Raw genomic sequence first — 18,405 nt, 5'->3', positions numbered from 1 at the left:
AAAAGCGTCGCTAGACGCTCTCCTGGTTATTAAGCCATTTCTGCCGTGGTCTCGAAGTCGAAGGTCAACTCACCGCTTTCCAGGTCGATGTGTACCACGCCACCATGCTCGGCAAGCTCGCCAAACAGGATTTCCTCTGCTAGAGGCCGCTTGATCCTGTCCTGAATCAAACGCGCCATGGGCCGAGCCCCCATCTGCACGTCATAACCCTGCTCAGCCAACCAGCCGCGAGCAGCATCGGTAACCTCAAGCGTGACGCGCTTGTCCTCAAGTTGCGCCTGCAACTCGGTGAGAAACTTGTCGACGATGCTCTTGATAATCTCATGGCTGAGGCGACCAAACTGGATGATGGTATCGAGCCGATTGCGGAACTCCGGCGTGAAGCTCTTCTTGATCACTTCCATGGCATCAGATGAATGGTCCTGATGGGTGAAACCGATCGAAGCCCGCGCAGCAGTCTCGGCACCGGCGTTGGTGGTCATGATCAAGATAACGTTGCGGAAATCCGCCTTGCGTCCGTTGTTGTCGGTCAAGGTGCCGTGGTCCATTACCTGCAGCAGCAAGTTAAAGACTTCCGGGTGAGCCTTCTCGATCTCATCGAGCAAGAGCACGCAATGGGGCGTTTTGGTTATGGCCTCGGTTAGCAGGCCACCCTGATCAAAGCCAACATAACCGGGTGGCGCACCGATCAAACGAGAAACCGTGTGCCGCTCCATGTACTCGGACATGTCGAAGCGTACCAATTCGATGCCCAAGGATTTCGACAGCTGCCGGGCAGCCTCGGTTTTACCCACGCCTGTCGGACCAGCGAACAGGAACGAGCCGACCGGCTTGTCAGGGGCCTTGAGGCCAGCACGGGACAACTTGATTGCCGTCGAAAGCGAATCAATGGCCGCATCCTGACCGAAGACCGTCAGTTTTAGATCACGCTCCAGATTACGCAGCAGCTCCTTATCCGAACTGTTGACGTGCTTCGGAGGAATGCGCGCTATTTTCGCAACGATGTCTTCGACCTGGGCCACATCAATACGAGTGACTCGCTTGTCTTCAGGCTGCAGACGTTGATAAGCCCCCGCTTCGTCAATTACGTCAATGGCCTTGTCAGGCATGTGCCGATCATTGATGTAGCGCGAAGCAAGCTCAGCCGCGGCACGCAGGGCTTCGTCGCTGTACTCGATGCCGTGATGCTGTTCGAAACGCCCTTTCAGCCCCTTCAAGATGCCGTAGGTATCGTCCACGGACGGTTCGCTGACATCCACCTTCTGAAAGCGCCGCGCCAGCGCCCGGTCCTTCTCGAAAATGCCGCGAAACTCCTGAAAGGTCGTCGAGCCAATGCAGCGAATCTCGCCGGAGGAAAGCATTGGCTTAAGCAGGTTTGAGGCATCCATGACGCCCCCAGAGGCTGCTCCTGCGCCGATGATGGTGTGAATCTCGTCAATGAACAGAATCGCCTGGGGGCGTTTGCGGAGCTCGTTGAGGAGTGCTTTCAAGCGCTTCTCGAAGTCGCCACGGTATTTGGTTCCGGCAAGCAGCGCTCCCAGGTCCAGCGAATACACGACGCTATTCGCTAGCAACTCGGGAACCTGATTATCGACGATGCGTTTTGCCAGGCCTTCTGCGATAGCGGTTTTGCCAACTCCGGCTTCACCAACAAGCAACGGGTTGTTCTTGCGACGACGCGCCAGAATCTGCGCGACGCGCTCAACCTCGACCTCACGACCAACCAGAGGGTCAATCCGACCTTGGCGGGCCAGCTCATTGAGGTTGCTGGCATAGGCATCCAGCGGATTGCTCGACGCTGAAGACTCACCGCCCTCCTCATCCTGCATTTCCTGCTCTGCTTCGGAGTGGCCGCCATGTCCAGGCACTTTCGAGATGCCGTGAGCAATAAAATTGACTACATCAATACGTGCAACGCTCTGCTGCTTGAGCAGAAATACCGCCTGGCTTTCCTGCTCGCTGAAGATCGCGACCAGAACGTTGGCGCCCGTTACTTCGCGTTTGCCGGAGCTCTGTACGTGGAATACGGCGCGCTGCAGGACGCGCTGGAAACCCAGGGTAGGCTGGGTTTCACGCTCATCGTCATGCTGGGGAATCAACGGCGTGGTTGAATCGATAAATTCCTGCAAGTCATGTCGCAACTTGTCGAGGTTGGCGCCGCAGGCGCGCAAAACGCCAGCAGCGGCTTCGTTATCCAGTAGCGCAAGAAGGAGGTGCTCAACCGTCATAAATTCATGACGCTTGGTGCGAGCCTCCTTGAAGGCCAGATTGAGGGTGACTTCGAGCTCTCGATTTAACATAGCTGCACCTCATGCCCAAGCGGCCGGCGTTAACCGTCCTTCTCTATTTCACAGAGTAGCGGATGCTGACTCTCTCTCGCGTATTGATTTACCTGCATCGCTTTGGTCTCTGCGATGTCTCGGGTGAACAATCCGCAAACCGCCCGCCCCTCCGTATGGACGGTCAGCATTAGTTTGGTTGCCATTTCCCGATTTAGGTTGAAAAACACCTCAAGCACCTCGACTACAAAATCCATCGGGGTGTAGTCGTCATTAAATATGACCACTTTGTACAGCGGTGGTGCCTGCAATAATGGTTTGGATTCCTGAACAGCTACACCGGAGGAATCGTCCTCATGCGTTGCTGGGCGGTCCTGATTGAATGTTAGTCGAATCTGGCTACTTGCATGCATGCTGGATAACGATCTTGGTTAGACGAGTCTGATGATAGAAGGAGTTTGACCGGGTTCTCAGCCAGTTACAGCACGGCCTTGACTATCGGCAAAACGGTGTTACAAACAATGAATACCCAATTGTGGGTATAGAGGGGTTCCGCGCCCTCGTCCAACCGTTGGTCGTGCGCGGAATCAAAGTGGATGATACTCCAGTGATGGAGTCCTTTGCAGAGGGATATCAGCATGGTTAGCGGTAAGGTCAAGTGGTTCAACAACGCTAAAGGCTACGGGTTTATCCTGGCTGACGGCCGAGATGAGGACCTGTTCGCCCATTACTCGGCCATACAGATGGACGGCTATAAAACGCTAAAAGCTGGTCAGCCGGTAAGCTTCGATATTATTCAAGGTCCTAAAGGACTCCACGCCGTGAATATCAGCGCGCCTTCGGTTACTGCCGAAGCTCCCGTAGCGGTAACATACCCTCAGGGTGCGGCGGTTGAAGTCTGATTCTGAGCATTTCAATCGCTCATAAAAAAGGCCGGTCAAATGACCGGCCTTTCTTTTATCGTTGATCAGCTCACATGTGAGAGATCATCGCATCGCCGAACTGCGAGCAAGACATGAGCTTGGCACCTTCCATCAGGCGCTCGAAGTCATAGGTCACGGTCTTGGCCGAAATCGCGCCATTGGTACCCTTGATGATCAGGTCCGCTGCTTCGACCCAGCCCATGTGGCGCAGCATCATTTCGGCAGAAAGAATCAAGGAACCTGGGTTCACCTGATCTTTACCTGCGTACTTGGGTGCAGTGCCGTGGGTGGCTTCGAACATGGCGATGGTGTCGGACAGGTTCGCGCCAGGTGCGATACCGATACCGCCTACTTCCGCTGCCAGGGCGTCGGACAGGTAGTCACCGTTCAGGTTCAAGGTCGCGATCACATCGTATTCGGCCGGGCGCAGCAGAATCTGCTGCAGCATGGCGTCTGCGATGGCGTCTTTGACGATGACGTTCTTGCCGGTTTTCGGGTTCTTGAACTGCATCCAAGGACCGCCATCAAGCAGGGTTGCGCCGAACTCTTCGGCCGCAATCTCGTAGGCCCACTCTTTGAAGGCACCTTCAGTGAACTTCATGATGTTGCCTTTGTGCACGATGGTCAGCGAGTCGCGGTCGTTGTCGACAACGTACTGCAGGGCCTTGCGCGCCAGACGACGAGTGCCTTCTTTGGAGACCGGCTTGACGCCGATACCGCAGTTTTCATCGAAGCGAATCTTGGTAACACCCATTTCCTCTTTGAGGAACTTGATGACCTTGTTGGCTTCAGGCGAACCTGCTTTCCACTCGATGCCGGCGTAAATGTCTTCGGAGTTCTCACGGAAGATGGTCATGTCAACGTCGCCGGGCTTCTTAACCGGGCTAGGCACGCCTTCGAACCAGCGCACCGGGCGCAGGCAGACGTACAGGTCGAGCTGCTGACGCAGCGCCACGTTCAGCGAACGGATACCGCCACCGACCGGAGTGGTCAGAGGGCCTTTGATGGAAACGACATAGTCTTTGACTGCGTCCAGAGTTTCCTTAGGCAACCAGGTGTCTTGGTCATAAACTTGAGTGGCTTTTTCGCCAGCGTACACTTCCATCCAGGAAATCTTGCGCTTGCCGCCGTAGGCTTTCTCGACAGCGGCGTCAACGACCTTGATCATTACCGGGCTGATATCAACGCCGATGCCATCGCCTTCGATGAAGGGAATGATTGGGTTGTTCGGAACGTTAAGCGACATATCGGCATTGACGGTGATTTTGTCACCGGTTGCTGGCACTTGGATCTTTTGGTATCCCATGCTGGACTCCGTTGTTCTCGTGGTCTGACATCCCGCTGCATGTATAGCGCAACGGAATAGATCTTGGGTCTCGGAAAGGCGGGCCATTTTTGTAGTTTTTCTACAAAATGTCACGCACTTTTCCGTCGACAAACACTGCAATAGCCCGTTACAAGCGGCGTGTAGCTAAACGCAAACAAACAGCTGTAGTCAAACTACAGCGACGCTACAAGTCCTGATTTCAGGTGCCATCAGCCTAGCAGCTCAACACTCAATTGCTTCAGCTATCGCCAAATTGCGCGCGGCTGAGCGCACCGCCACCCAGTCAAAGGTTGTATCGAATGCGCTTTATTCCACATGTCACCGTCGCCACTGTAATCGAGGACCAGGGTCGATTTTTGCTGGTCGAAGAGATGGCGGATGGCCGCGCAGTATTTAATCAGCCGGCCGGCCACTTGGAAGCCGACGAAAGTCTCATACAGGCCGCAGTGCGTGAAACCCTTGAGGAAACCGGCTGGGATGTCGAACTCACCGCGGTAACGGGAATTTACCTGTACACCGCGCCAAGCAACGGGGTCACCTATCAACGCGTCTGCTTCGCGGCGAGGGCCGTGCAAAAGCGGCCGGCCTATCGTCTGGACGAGGGCATCATTGGTCCGCGCTGGCTAACCCGTGACGAACTGGCCGCGCAACCCGAACGCTGGCGCAGCGAGCTGGTCATGCGCTGCATAGATGATTACCTAAGCGGCCCGACATTTCCTTTAACACTGATCCGAGACTGAGCGTGGTTAGCCCGGCGCACCTCGCCTCCTGTTAGACTCGCTCCCTTTCAGTCTATGCACAGCACACCCATGCAAGATCCAACTACTACTCGCGTCATCGTCGGCATGTCTGGTGGCGTCGATTCTTCGGTGTCCGCTCTGTTGCTACTCGAACAGGGCTATCAGGTCGAAGGTCTGTTCATGAAGAACTGGGACGAAGACGACGGCACCGACTATTGCACCGCCATGGATGACCTGGCGGACGCCCAGGCTGTCTGCGACAAGATCGGTATCAAGCTGCACACCGCCAATTTTGCCGCCGAATACTGGGACAACGTGTTCGAACACTTCCTGGCCGAGTACAAGGCCGGACGCACGCCGAACCCGGACATCCTGTGTAACCGCGAAATCAAGTTCAAAGCCTTTCTCGACTACGCCCTGATGCTCGGCGCGGACCTGATCGCCACCGGTCACTATGTGCGCCGTCGCGATATCGACGGGCGCACCGAGCTGCTCAAGGGGCTGGATCCGAATAAGGATCAGAGCTACTTCCTGCACGCCGTCGGCGGCGAGCAGATTGCCAGGACCTTGTTTCCGGTGGGCGAGCTGGAAAAACCAGCAGTGCGCGCCATCGCCGAAAAATACGAGCTGGCCACGGCGAAGAAAAAGGATTCCACCGGCATTTGCTTTATCGGCGAGCGACGCTTCAGCGACTTCCTCAAGCAATACCTGCCAGCGCAACCCGGCGATATCGAAACCACCGAGGGCGAAGTGATCGGCCGTCACCACGGCCTGATGTACCACACCATTGGTCAACGTCAGGGGCTCGGCATTGGTGGCTTGAAGGATGCCAGTGACGAACCCTGGTACGTGCTACAGAAAGACCTCCAGCGCAACGTCTTGGTCGTCGGCCAGGGCAACGACCATCCCTGGTTGTTTTCCAGCGCCCTGCTGGCTTCTGACATCTACTGGGTCAATCCGATCGACCTCAGCGGCCCGCGCCAGCTGAGCGCAAAAGTACGCTACCGCCAGGGCGACCAGACGTGCACCCTCGAAAAGACCAGTCAGGGTTATCGGGCCATTTTCGATATGCCGCAACGCGCGGTGACACCTGGCCAATCGGTGGTTTTTTATGATGGCGAAGTATGCCTAGGTGGCGGCGTGATTGAAGTCGCCGAGCCATGGCGCAGCAAGGATCAACAACCATGACGCCCATGCAGGAACAACTGATTGCACTGGGTGCGGTTTTCGAGTCCGCCGTATTGGTCGACAAACTGGCGAAAACCGGGCAAGTCGGCGAGCCCGCACTGAGCTGCATGCTCGGCAGCCTACTGGTGCGCGATCCCAAAAGCACCCTGGACGTCTACGGTGGCGACGACCTCAACTTGCGCGATGGCTATCGCGCCCTGGTGAGCTCGCTGGAACGGGACCCGACCAGCTTGCAACGAGAACCGTTGCGCTATGCCCTGGCGCTGCTTGCCCTCGAACGCCAGCTTGCCAAGCGCGACGACATGTTGCAGGTCATGGGTAGTCGCCTCGACCAGATTCAACAGCAGGTCGGCCACTTCGGCCTGACCCACGAAAATGTCGTCGCTTCGTGCGGCAGTCTCTATCAGGACACCATCAGCACTTTCCGCCAGCGCATTCAGGTGCAGGGCGACATGCGCCATCTGCAGCAGCCAAGTAATGCCTCGAAAATACGGGCGCTTCTGCTGGCCGGCATTCGCTCCGCGCGACTGTGGCGGCAACTCGGCGGCCACCGCTGGCAACTGGTGTTCAGCCGCAGCAAGTTGCTCAAGGACCTCTACCCGCTGTTGCGCGGCTGAACATGGGCATACGCCTGGTCAAGCCCGTACAAGGCGCAGCGCTGCTCGCCTTGTCGGCACTGCTGTTTTCCCTGATGGCGGTCGGCATTCGCGAAGTGTCGGATAGCGTCAACAACGAATCCGTGGTGTTTTTCCGCAACCTCGTGGGCGTGCTGTTCTTCATGCCGCTGATTCTGCTCAAAGGTCTGCGCCCACTGGCCACGACTCGCCTCAAATCGCACCTGTGGCGCACCACCTATGGCCTGGCAGCGATGTACTGCTTTTTCTACGCCATCGCTCATTTGCCACTGGCCGACGCCATGCTGTTCACTTACTCGGCGCCGCTATTCACACCGCTGATCGCCTGGTGGTGGCTAAAAGAGCCATTGAGCAAACGCATGCTGTTGACCACCGGCTTAGGCCTGATCGGTGTGCTGCTGGTAGCCAAACCGTCTGCAGCGCTACTCGACAGCCAGGCGCTGATCGGAATGGCCGCGAGTGTTCTTGCTGCCTTCGCTTTTGTCTCGATTCGGGAAATGAGTGACACCGAGCCAGCGTTTCGCATCGTGTTCTATTTTTCCCTGTTCAGCGCGCTGATCTCGGCAATCCCGATGGCGTTGACCTGGCAATCTATCGCCCAGCCTGAACTGGAGTTGCTGCTGGTGATTGGCTTGCTTGCCACTGCCAGCCAGATTGTGATGTCCAAGGCCTATGCCATGGCGCCGCCCGGCCTGATCGGGCCCTTCGCCTATCTGGCCATCGTCTTTGCCGGCGTTATCGCCTGGCTGCGCTGGGGCGAAACTCCCGATCCGTCTTCATTGCTGGGCGCCGCGCTGATTTTTACCGCCAGCCTGCTTGCGATCGCCCGCCGCCCGCGCTGAACGGCTGCCGAGACGGCACGGCCAGCCGCTGATTTCATGTATGATGTGCGCCCTTTTCAATGCCCGATTGTCCGAGAACGCCTCCCATGCAGCTTTCCTCGCTCACCGCGGTTTCCCCCGTTGATGGCCGCTATGCCGGCAAAACCAGCGCACTGCGCCCAATTTTCAGCGAATACGGCCTGATCCGTTTCCGCGTACTGGTTGAGGTCCGCTGGTTGCAGCGCCTGGCCGCCCACGAAGGTGTTGCCGAAGTTGCGCCCTTCTCCGCCGAAGCCAACGCCGTGCTCAATGAGCTGGCGGACAACTTCGCCGTCGAGCACGCCGAGCGCGTCAAGGAAATCGAGCGCACCACCAACCACGACGTTAAAGCCGTGGAATACCTGCTCAAGGAACAAGCGGCCAAGCTGCCTGAGCTGGACAAGGTCAGCGAATTTATCCACTTCGCCTGCACCAGTGAGGACATCAACAACCTGTCCCATGCGCTGATGCTGCGTGAAGGCCGCGACAGCGTGCTGCTGCCGCTGATGCGTCAGGCTGCCGAAGCCATCCGCGAGCTGGCGATCAAATTCGCCGACGTGCCGATGCTTTCGCGCACCCACGGTCAGCCGGCGTCACCGACTACGCTCGGCAAGGAGCTGGCCAACGTGGTCTACCGCTTGGAGCGCCAGATCGCTCAGGTTGCAGCAGTGCCGCTACTGGGCAAGATCAACGGCGCGGTGGGCAACTACAACGCCCACCTTTCGGCCTACCCGCAGATCGACTGGGAAGCCAACGCGCGCCAGTTCATCGAAGGTGACCTGGGCCTGCAGTTCAATCCCTACACCACGCAGATCGAGCCGCACGACTACATCGCCGAGCTGTTCGACGCCATCGCCCGCTTTAACACCATCCTGATCGACTTCGATCGCGATATCTGGGGCTATATTTCCCTGGGCTACTTCAAGCAGCGCACCATTGCTGGCGAAATCGGTTCCTCGACCATGCCGCACAAGGTCAACCCAATCGACTTCGAGAACTCCGAAGGCAATCTGGGTATCGCCAACGCGTTGTTCCAGCACCTGGCCAGCAAATTGCCGATCTCGCGCTGGCAGCGCGACCTGACCGACTCCACCGTGCTGCGTAACCTCGGTGTCGGTTTCGCCCACAGCGTTATCGCTTACGAAGCCAGCCTCAAGGGCATCGGCAAGCTGGAGCTGAACGAAGTACGCATCGCCGCAGATCTGGACGCCTGCTGGGAAGTCCTCGCCGAGCCGATCCAGACCGTCATGCGCCGCTACGCCATCGAGAACCCCTACGAGAAGCTCAAAGAGCTGACCCGCGGTAAGGGCATCAGCCCCGAGGCGTTGCAGACCTTTATCGACGGCCTGGACATGCCAGCCGCCGCCAAGGCCGAGCTCAAGCTTCTGACCCCAGCCAGCTACATCGGCAACGCGGTCGCCCAGGCCAAGCGCATCTAATCGGCGACAGCCTCCCAGACGCCCGGCTGCGCCGGGCGTTTTTATTTATGGGCATCTAATTACTTCAAGGGCTTAGCGATGAATCCTGATACTCCGCTACAACTGCTGGGCGGCCTGACTGCTCGTGAGTTCATGCGTGACTACTGGCAAAAGAAACCGCTGCTGGTACGCCAGGCCATTCCCGGCTTCGAAAGCCCGATCTCGCCGGACGAGCTGGCCGGTCTGGCCTTGGAAGAAGAAATCGAGTCGCGCCTGGTCATCGAGCATGGCGAACGCCCCTGGGAACTGCGCCGCGGCCCGTTCGCCGAAGACGCCTTTAGCCAGCTGCCAGCGCGCGACTGGACCCTGCTGGTGCAGGCGGTCGATCAATTCGTCCCGGAAGTGGCCGAGCTACTGGAAGAGTTCAAGTTTCTACCCAAGTGGCGCATTGATGACGTGATGATCAGCTTCGCCGCACCCGGCGGCGGTGTCGGCCCGCACTTCGACAATTACGACGTGTTCCTCCTGCAGGGCTTCGGCAAGCGCCGCTGGCAGGTCGGCCAGATGTGCAACTCCGATAGCCCGATGCTGGAACATGCGGATCTGAAGATCCTTGCTGAATTCGTTAAAACTGAAGAATGGGTTCTGGAACCTGGCGACATGCTCTATCTGCCGCCGCTTCTGGCCCACTGTGGTACCGCTGAGGATGACTGTATGACGTATTCCGTAGGCTTCCGTGCGCCAAGCGCCGCTGAAGTTCTGACCCATTTCACCGATTTTCTCGGCCAGTTCCTGCCTGACGAAGAGCGCTATAGCGACGCCGACGCGCAGCCGACCAGCGACCCGACGCAGATCCAGCGCGACGCGCTGGATCGCCTCAAGGCGCTGCTCACAGAGCACATGAGCGACGAGCGCCTGCTGATGACTTGGTTCGGCCAGTTCATGACCGAGCCGCGCTACCCGGAGCTGATCGCCGGTATCGAGATCGACGACGAGAATTTCCTTGGCAGCCTGGAAGACGGCGCGGTGCTGATCCGCAACCCCAGCGCGCGCATGGCCTGGTCGGAAGTCGGTGACGACCTGGTGCTGTTCGCCAGCGGCCAGAGTCGTTTGCTTTCCGCGGGGCTGCGCGAACTACTGAAACTGGTCTGCTCGGCCGATGCCATGCATATCGACAACCTTGGCCCGTGGCTCGCTGATGACGAAGGGCGTAACCTGCTCGTGGAACTGGTCAAACAAGGCAGCCTGGAGTTTGCTGATGAGTGAGATTCATGTCCGTGTCGCCGATTGGCAGAAAGACAACGCCGATTTGCGCCGTATCCGAGAGACCGTTTTTATCGCCGAGCAAGCGGTGCCGCCTGAACTCGAATGGGATGCCGAAGACGCAGATGCCGTGCACTTTCTGGCGCTCGAAGGTGATTATCCGATCGGCACCGCACGGCTGTTACCAGACGGCCATATTGGCCGGGTCTCGGTGTTGAAGGATTGGCGCGGCATGAATGTGGGCGCCGCGCTGATCAATGCGGTCATCGAGGAAGCGGAAAAACGCGGCCTAGACCAGCAGATGCTCAGTGCCCAGGTGCAGGCCACGGCATTCTATGAAAAGCTTGGCTTCGCCATCGTCAGCGGCGAATACCTGGATGCCGGCATCCCCCATGTCGACATGGTACGCAGCCGCCACTAGTCTCTACAGAGGCCATCATGAACGACGACAACGCCCCGCCAGACCTGCCCGAAAGCAGCGAGCCGATTGAGCTTCCCGCCCTCGAGTTTCAGTCCCCGGGGCGTTTCGCCATTCACAACCCCGCGACACCTAACAACGATGGCGCCCATGCCGAACCTGCTCCGTTCTTGCTGGGCGAGCACCAGGCGCTGGAGCGATTCAATCACCCTGACGAAGCACGCGCCCATGCACTCGCCTTGCTTCAGCAAGCCCGGCGCAGCCTGAGCATTTACAGCAACGACCTGGAGCCCTGGCTTTACCACCGCAGTAGCGTGCAGGAGGCCTGTACCCAGTTCCTGCTGGCCAGCCCCAGGAATCAGTTACGCATCCTGCTCAAGGACACCACCCGCGCGGTTAAGGAAGGTCACCGCCTGCTCAGTCTCTCGCGGCGGCTATCAAGCAATCTGCATATTCGCAAATTGAACCCTGATTACCCAATCGAGGACGTGGCATTCCTGCTCGCCGATGACAAAGGCCTGTTGCTGTTACCCGAACACGGTCAGTTCAGCGGCTACGCGCTTTATCAGGATCCGGCGCGCGTACGCCTGCGCCAGACCCAATTCGATCAATGCTGGGACACCAGCGTCTCAGACGCGGACTTACGGAGTTTTCTGCTATGAAGGTTGCTGTCCTGCTTTCAGCTGCGCTGTTGTTTTGCAGTCTTTCGCTCAGCGCCGCGACCGAAGTCATCCCGCTCAACTACCGTACGGCGGACGAAATCCTCTCTGTGGTGCAGTCGGTGCTGGGCGCCGATGGACGGGTGAATGCCTATGGCAATCAATTGATCGTCAACGCACCGCCGGAAAAGGTCGAAGAGGTGCGCGCGTTGCTTGCGCAACTGGATACCGAGCCACGGCGCTTGCTGATCAGCGTTGACACCAGCGAGTCCAGCTATCAGGACGATCGTGGCTACCGCGCTGACGGCAGCATCAGCGCAGGTGATGCCGAAGTAGAGATTGGCCGAGGCGAAGTCCAGGGCCGTGACCAGGTGCGCATCATTCGGCGCAGCACGGATAGCCGCGGCGGCGGCACTCAGCAGGTGCAAGCTACCGAAGGCTATCCAGCGCTGATTCAGGTGGGTCAAAGCGTGCCCCTGACTAGTCAGGGAGTAGATCCTTATGGGCAGCCCTACAGCACCACCCAATACCGCGACGTCACCCGCGGCTTTTACGTAACCGCGAGCCTGAGCGGTGAGCTCGTCCATATCAGTATCAGCAGCAACCGCGACCGCGTGAGCCAGACCGTGCCCGGCAATATCGACGTGCAGAGCACCGACACCCGGGTAAGCGGTCGACTCGGCGAATGGATCAGTATCGGCGGCGTGAGCGAACAGAATCAGGCCGACCAGGGCGGTTTCATGCAGCGGCGCTCGACCCAGGGTCGCGATGACATGAGCCTGCGGGTAAAGGTTGAAGTGGTCGATTGAGACCCGCCAAATAGCTGACTCGCCGGTCGTCCTGGAATTATGTAGTAGTCACCCAAAAAGCACTACAAAATAATTGACGAACACTTTGAGCAGAGGCATCATGGCCCCGCTCCCGCTAATCAGAGGTTCCGTAAGGGCCTCCGGATCGTGCTCCAGCTTACCGTCAGAGCCGATTTGCGTTGTAAAGCCCACAAGGCCGTTCGATGAGATTGCGACTGGAACGAAGTTGTCCTGAGGGACGGGGAAGCGTTTAGCATCAGCCCGCAAGTCGCAGCTTAACTGAGTCGTTGAACGGCATCCTGGATCCGGTAGACGCCAAATGACCCGCTCATTTGCAGCAGCTGAACCCGCGAACTGTTAGCTCGTCACCCTCCTCCCGGATCAATTCCGTCTCAAGTCGATTTCTCGACGTTCTGCAGTGAGCTACAACGACCTCCGGCAACACAGGTGTGCAGTGGGGAAGTCGGTGCTCAACCAAACACATACTTTGAAGGATTGACCATGTCAGCTTATCAAAACGACATCAAAGCCGTTGCCGCTCTCAAAGCCGCCGCCGGCAGCAGCTGGAGCGCTATCGACCCTGAGTCCGTGGCCCGCATGCGTGCTCAGAACCGCTTCAAAACCGGTCTGGAAATCGCCCAGTACACTGCCGACATCATGCGCAAGGACATGGCCGAGTACGACGCTGACTCCTCCGTCTACACCCAGTCCCTGGGTTGCTGGCATGGTTTCATCGGTCAGCAGAAGCTGATTTCGATCAAGAAGCACCTCAAGACCACCAACAAGCGCTACCTCTACCTGTCGGGCTGGATGGTTGCTGCTCTGCGTTCGGATTTCGGTCCGCTGCCGGACCAGTCCATGCACGAGAAGACCTCGGTCTCCGGCCTGATCGAAGAGCTGTACACCTTCCTGCGCCAGGCTGACGCCCGTGAGCTGGACCTGCTGTTCACCGCTCTGGACGCTGCCCGCGCTGCTGGCGATAACGCCAAAGCTGCTGACCTGCAGAACCAGATCGACAACTACGAAACCCACGTAGTGCCAATCATCGCCGACATCGACGCTGGCTTCGGTAACCCGGAAGCCACCTACCTGCTGGCTAAAAAGATGATCGAAGCAGGTGCTTGCTGCATCCAGATCGAAAACCAGGTTTCCGACGAGAAGCAGTGCGGCCACCAGGACGGTAAAGTGACCGTTCCTCACGCCGACTTCCTGGCCAAGATCAACGCTGTTCGCTACGCATTCCTTGAGCTGGGCATCGACAACGGCGTGATCGTTGCGCGTACCGACTCCCTGGGTGCCGGCCTGACCAAGCAGATCGCGGTTACCAACAAACCAGGTGATCTGGGCGACCAGTACAACTCCTTCCTGGATTGCGAAGAAGTGTCCCCTGCCGACCTGAAGAACGGCGACGTGGTTCTGAACCGCGAAGGCAAGCTGCTGCGTCCTAAGCGTCTGCCGTCCAACCTATTCCAGTTCCGTGCAGGCACCGGTGAAGCACGCTGCGTACTGGACAGCATCACCTCGCTGCAGAACGGCGCTGACATGCTGTGGATCGAAACCGAGAAGCCACACGTCGGCCAGATCAAAGGCATGGTTGATGAAATCCGTAAGGTCATCCCGAACGCCAAGCTGGTTTACAACAACAGCCCGTCGTTCAACTGGACTCTGAACTTCCGTCAGCAGGCATACGACGCATTCGTAGCCGAAGGCAAGGACGTTTCCGCCTACGACCGCGCCAAGCTGATGAGCGTCGAATACGACGAAACCGAGCTGGCCCAAGTTGCTGACGAGAAGATCCGCACCTTCCAGCGCGATGGTTCGGCCAACGCCGGCATCTTCCACCACCTGATCACTCTGCCGACCTACCACACCGCCGCGCTGTCCACTGACAACCTGGCCAAAGGTTACTTCGCAGACCAGGGCATGCTGGCGTACGTGAAAGGCGTTCAGCGTCAGGAGATCCGTCAAGGTATCGCCTGCGTCAAGCACCAGAACATGTCCGGTTCCGACATCGGCGACGCTCACAAAGAGTACTTCGCGGGTGAAGCAGCCCTGAAAGCCGGCGGTAAAGACAACACCATGAACCAGTTCAGCTAAGAACCGGTTCACTCAACCGAGGCCACGATCAAGGTTGAGTGTGTTGAGAAAAAACCCCAGCAGCGATGCTGGGGTTTTTTTTCGCCTGCAGAAACGAGCGTTTTGTGCACTTCAGCACACCGACTGTCATTGTTTCGTCGTTTTCGTTGGGTAGCGTCAAGGCTCCGTCGATTTCCCCTTAAAGGAGCCCTGCATGAGCCCCCTCGATGACAACAACAATGTTCTGTTCGGCAATGGCGATGAGCTGCCGAGCAATCACTCCTATAACCCGCACATCAACGAGCTGATCAGCCAGGGCGTCGGTCGCCGCCAAGTGGTAGCCGGCGGCGCTGCGTTCAGTCTTCTGGCATTTCTCGGGGTGACCTTACCGGGCAGCGTCGAAGCCGCCGATACGCTTGGCGAGCGCCTCGAGGGGATGTCCTTCAAACGCAACCGTCTGCCGTTCTCTCCGGTTGCAGTTACCCGCGCCGACACTATCACCGTACCGGTTGGCTTCGACGCCAAACCCTTCATTCCGTGGGGGACGCCAATTACCGGCAGCTACCCACAGTTTGCCGAAGATGGCAGCAACACCGCCCAGGACCAGGCTGAGCAGCTCGGCATGCACCATGACGGCATGCACTTCTTCCCCATCGACGCGCAGTTCGGCAAGGGCTTGCGTTCCAATCACGGGTTGCTGGTGCTCAACCACGAATACATCGATGTCGATCTGCTGCACCCCAACGGCCCTACGGTGGTCGACGGCAAACGCACCGTGGCTGACGAAGTGCGCAAAGAAATCAACGCGCACGGCGTGTCGGTTGTCGAAATTCGCCGTAACGCCAAGGGCGAATGGAAAGTCGTTGCAAGCCCGCGTAACCGTCGCATCACCGCAGCCACGCCGATGATCATCACCGGCCCGGCTCGCGGCCATGCGCTGATGAAAACCCGCCACAGCAAAAGCGGTACCTGGGCCCGCGGCACGCAGAACAACTGCGGCAATGGCCATACGCCCTGGGGCACCTACCTGACGTGCGAAGAAAACTGGGCGGGTTACTTCGTCAACAAGGACGCCGAGCAGCCACGCGAGCATCGTCGCTACGGCATTCCGAAAACCAGCCGCTATGGCTGGGATACCTTGTCGGGTAACGAATTCCGTCGCTTCGACGCGAGCATTCGCGGCGCCGACGCGACCGAGGACTACCGCAACGAACCGAATCAGTTTGGCTGGATCGTCGAGATCGACCCGTTCGACCCGCAGTCGGTGCCCATGAAGCGCACCGCATTGGGCCGCTTCGCCCATGAAGGCCTGGTGTTCGCACCCGTGAAACCGGGCAGGCGTCTGGTGTGCTACTCCGGCGATGACTCGCAAAACGAATACATCTACAAGTACGTCAGCCGTGACAAGTACCAGCGCAACACCAGCAAGACCAAAAACTACCTGCTCGATATTGGCACGCTCTACGTAGCCCGTTTCGATGCCGATGGCACCGGCACCTGGCTGGCGCTGGACTACGCGGACGCCAACTTCCAGGCAGCGTGCGCGGCAGCTGGCGTTAGCTTCGCCGACCAGGGCGACGTGCTGGTCAATACCCGTCTGGCTGCCGATATCGTCGGTGCTACCAAGATGGACCGCCCGGAATGGGGCGCGGTCAATCCGGACACCGGCGATGTGTATTTCACCCTGACCAATAACAGCAGCCGAACCACCAGTGATGCGGCCAACCCCCGCAGCCCCAACCCATACGGACATATCATCCGGTGGCGCGAGGCCAGCAAGGACTTCACCGGCAACCGCTTTGCCTGGGACATTTTCCTGCTGGGAGGCCCCCAGGATGACAGCCGTGACCCACGTGGACGCGCTCTGAATGACGACAATATCTTCGCCAGCCCGGATGGGCTGTGGTTCGACGATGAAGGTCGGCTGTGGATTCAAACCGACATGAGCGGCAGCCAGCTGGGCGCCGGCCCCTTCGGCAATAACCAGATGCTGGTGGCAGATCCACGTACCGGTATCGTCAAGCGCTTCCTGGTCGGGCCGGTCGGCGCCGAAGTGACAGGCATCACCCAGACGCCGGACTTCAAGACGATGTTCGTCAACATTCAACACCCTGATGACGGCAGCACTTGGCCCGACGGCCCTGGCAAGCGCCCCCGCTCGGCAACCGTAGTCATCACCCGCGAGGACCGTAAGCGGCTCTTGTAATTCGAGCCTAAAAAAAACCGGCCTACAGGGCCGGTTTTTTTATTTTCAGTTTCAGCCAATGGGAATGGCTCGGGCTCGGCAATGCCCGCGGCTCTGAGTTGCGCGAGTCATTGCAAACTCCGGCAATAGCGTCAAACAGTTACAGGCAAGCGACACTGCGCATTCGATTGCGCTGTTATAGATGGCATTGCGCGTCTGTTGCTTAAGCCAATCGCCACGAAAACGCTTCGCTGAAAATAAATACTTTTTCTGTTCAAGTACTTACAACACGCCCAACGGACATTGGAAAATTTCAAAAATCTTGGCTTTGAAGTTAATTTTCTAAAGCTGAAAAATTTACTTACACCCCAATACCTGCATAATATTGCGCACGCAGATTGGCGTCACCGATTCGACGCCCCACCTACTTCATTCAAATCCAAGCGAACGCCGTTCCTTGCGCCGAGGATTTCAGGCATGTCGGAAGCAACAACCGTTCTTTCCCACAATTGGGCGCTGGCCGTTTTCCTGCTCGGCGTCGTGGGTCTTTGCGCATTCATGCTGGGCGTCTCCAGCTTGCTGGGCAGCAAGGCCTGGGGTCGCAGCAAGAACGAACCGTTCGAATCCGGCATGCTTCCTACCGGCAGTGCGCGCCTGCGCCTCTCGGCAAAATTCTATCTGGTCGCGATGCTCTTCGTGATCTTCGACGTCGAAGCCCTCTTTCTCTTTGCCTGGGCCGTGTCCGTCCGTGAAAGCGGTTGGGCCGGGCTCATCGAAGCTACCGTTTTTATAGCAATTCTGTTGGCAGGTCTTGTCTACCTTTGGCGTATCGGGGCGCTCGATTGGGCTCCCGAAGGTCGTCGCAAGCGGCAGGCGAAGCTAAAACAATGAGGCTTTGGCGATGCAATACAAACTTACTCGGGTCGACCCGGATGCTCCGAATGAGGACTATCCGATTGGCCAGCGGGAGACTGTTTCTGACCCGCTGCTAGATGATCAAGTCCACAAGAATATCTACATGGGCAAACTGGAAGACGTGCTGAACGGCGCGGTCAACTGGGGCCGGAAGAATTCGCTGTGGCCGTATAACTTCGGTCTTTCCTGCTGTTATGTGGAAATGACCACCGCCTTCACCGCCCCCCATGATATCGCCCGTTTTGGCGCGGAAGTCATTCGGGCGTCTCCCCGCCAGGCCGACTTCATGGTCATTGCCGGCACCTGCTTCATCAAAATGGCGCCGGTCATTCAGCGCCTGTACGAGCAGATGCTGGAACCCAAATGGGTTATTTCCATGGGCGCCTGTGCCAATTCCGGCGGCATGTACGATATTTACTCGGTCGTTCAGGGCGTGGACAAGTTCCTTCCCGTGGACGTCTACATACCGGGCTGTCCGCCCCGCCCCGAGGCATTCCTGCAAGGCTTGATGCTGCTGCAGGAATCCATCGGTAAGGAGCGTCGTCCGCTGTCCTGGGTCGTTGGCGACCAAGGCGTCTACCGCGCCGAGATGCCTTCGCAAAAGGAGCAGCGACGCGAACAGCGCATAGCTGTCACCAACCTGCGCAGCCCAGACGAAGTCTGAGTCATCCCTTCCACAAGAAGGCCGATTCATTCTCTACGTTGACCGA

17 protein-coding genes are annotated in these 18,405 nt (G+C 58.2%); 14 read left to right on the top strand and 3 right to left on the bottom strand.

Going from position 1 to position 18,405, the window contains the following annotated elements; all coding sequences use genetic code 11:
- Window positions 1-29: 29 nt before the first annotated feature.
- Complete coding sequence (gene clpA, locus ACX0MV_RS07360) at window positions 30-2,300, bottom strand: ATP-dependent Clp protease ATP-binding subunit ClpA (RefSeq protein ID WP_458981851.1); 2,271 nt, start codon at window positions 2,298-2,300, stop codon at window positions 30-32.
- A 29-nt stretch (window positions 2,301-2,329) separates the two neighbouring features.
- Entirely contained in the window at window positions 2,330-2,692 is a 363-nt protein-coding gene (clpS, locus tag ACX0MV_RS07355; protein WP_458981850.1) for an ATP-dependent Clp protease adapter ClpS, read from the bottom strand.
- A 225-nt stretch (window positions 2,693-2,917) separates the two neighbouring features.
- Between clpS and cspD the strand changes: the two genes are divergently transcribed.
- Window positions 2,918-3,181 carry a cold shock domain-containing protein CspD gene (cspD, locus tag ACX0MV_RS07350; protein WP_458981849.1) on the top strand — a complete coding sequence of 88 codons (264 nt, stop codon included), beginning with the start codon at window positions 2,918-2,920 and terminating at the stop codon, window positions 3,179-3,181.
- A 70-nt stretch (window positions 3,182-3,251) separates the two neighbouring features.
- Here cspD and icd read toward each other — a convergent pair whose 3' ends face one another.
- Window positions 3,252-4,508: an NADP-dependent isocitrate dehydrogenase gene (gene icd, locus ACX0MV_RS07345; RefSeq protein WP_458981848.1), complete on the bottom strand. Its 1,257-nt coding sequence runs from the start codon at window positions 4,506-4,508 to the stop codon at window positions 3,252-3,254.
- Window positions 4,509-4,828: 320 nt separating this feature from the next.
- On the opposite strand from icd, the gene ACX0MV_RS07340 reads away from it, so the two are divergent.
- From ACX0MV_RS07340 to ACX0MV_RS07280, 13 genes are all read left to right on the top strand, one after another.
- Window positions 4,829-5,269, top strand: coding sequence for an NUDIX hydrolase (locus ACX0MV_RS07340; protein WP_458981847.1), 441 nt, complete (start codon window positions 4,829-4,831; stop codon window positions 5,267-5,269).
- A gap of 69 nt (window positions 5,270-5,338) precedes the next feature.
- On the top strand, window positions 5,339-6,457 hold the full coding sequence (gene mnmA, locus ACX0MV_RS07335) for a tRNA 2-thiouridine(34) synthase MnmA (RefSeq protein ID WP_458981846.1): 1,119 nt from the start codon (window positions 5,339-5,341) through the stop codon (window positions 6,455-6,457).
- Complete coding sequence (gene hflD, locus ACX0MV_RS07330) at window positions 6,454-7,074, top strand: high frequency lysogenization protein HflD (protein WP_458981845.1); 621 nt, start codon at window positions 6,454-6,456, stop codon at window positions 7,072-7,074. The genes mnmA and hflD overlap by 4 nt, the downstream gene beginning before the upstream one ends.
- A 2-nt stretch (window positions 7,075-7,076) precedes the next feature.
- Window positions 7,077-7,934: a DMT family transporter gene (locus tag ACX0MV_RS07325; RefSeq protein ID WP_458981844.1), complete on the top strand. Its 858-nt coding sequence runs from the start codon at window positions 7,077-7,079 to the stop codon at window positions 7,932-7,934.
- An 86-nt stretch (window positions 7,935-8,020) separates the two neighbouring features.
- Window positions 8,021-9,391, top strand: coding sequence for an adenylosuccinate lyase (gene purB, locus ACX0MV_RS07320; RefSeq protein ID WP_458981843.1), 1,371 nt, complete (start codon window positions 8,021-8,023; stop codon window positions 9,389-9,391).
- A gap of 78 nt (window positions 9,392-9,469) precedes the next feature.
- Window positions 9,470-10,636 (top strand): ribosomal protein uL16 3-hydroxylase, encoded by a 1,167-nt coding sequence (locus ACX0MV_RS07315; RefSeq protein ID WP_458981842.1) that lies wholly within the window; start codon window positions 9,470-9,472, stop codon window positions 10,634-10,636.
- On the top strand, window positions 10,629-11,054 hold the full coding sequence (locus tag ACX0MV_RS07310) for a GNAT family N-acetyltransferase (RefSeq protein ID WP_458981841.1): 426 nt from the start codon (window positions 10,629-10,631) through the stop codon (window positions 11,052-11,054). The genes ACX0MV_RS07315 and ACX0MV_RS07310 overlap by 8 nt, the downstream gene beginning before the upstream one ends.
- A 17-nt stretch (window positions 11,055-11,071) precedes the next feature.
- A complete protein-coding gene (locus ACX0MV_RS07305; protein ID WP_458981840.1) occupies window positions 11,072-11,713 on the top strand; it encodes a DUF7931 domain-containing protein in 642 nt (213 codons plus the stop codon).
- A complete protein-coding gene (locus ACX0MV_RS07300; protein ID WP_458981839.1) occupies window positions 11,710-12,519 on the top strand; it encodes a secretin N-terminal domain-containing protein in 810 nt (269 codons plus the stop codon). The genes ACX0MV_RS07305 and ACX0MV_RS07300 overlap by 4 nt, the downstream gene beginning before the upstream one ends.
- A 501-nt stretch (window positions 12,520-13,020) precedes the next feature.
- Window positions 13,021-14,616, top strand: coding sequence for an isocitrate lyase (locus ACX0MV_RS07295; protein WP_458981838.1), 1,596 nt, complete (start codon window positions 13,021-13,023; stop codon window positions 14,614-14,616).
- Window positions 14,617-14,809: 193 nt separating this feature from the next.
- A complete protein-coding gene (locus ACX0MV_RS07290; protein ID WP_458981837.1) occupies window positions 14,810-16,801 on the top strand; it encodes a PhoX family protein in 1,992 nt (663 codons plus the stop codon).
- A gap of 456 nt (window positions 16,802-17,257) precedes the next feature.
- The gene (locus ACX0MV_RS07285; protein WP_458981836.1) at window positions 17,258-17,671 is read left to right on the top strand and encodes an NADH-quinone oxidoreductase subunit A; all 414 of its coding nucleotides are present in this window, start codon (window positions 17,258-17,260) and stop codon (window positions 17,669-17,671) included.
- A 10-nt stretch (window positions 17,672-17,681) separates the two neighbouring features.
- Window positions 17,682-18,359, top strand: a complete 678-nt coding sequence (locus ACX0MV_RS07280; RefSeq protein WP_458981835.1) for an NADH-quinone oxidoreductase subunit B — start codon at window positions 17,682-17,684, stop codon at window positions 18,357-18,359.
- The last annotated feature ends 46 nt before the right edge of the window (window positions 18,360-18,405 follow it).

The organism is Pseudomonas cistanchae (assembly GCF_054483635.1).
This window is presented reverse-complemented; position numbering and strand designations above follow the sequence as displayed.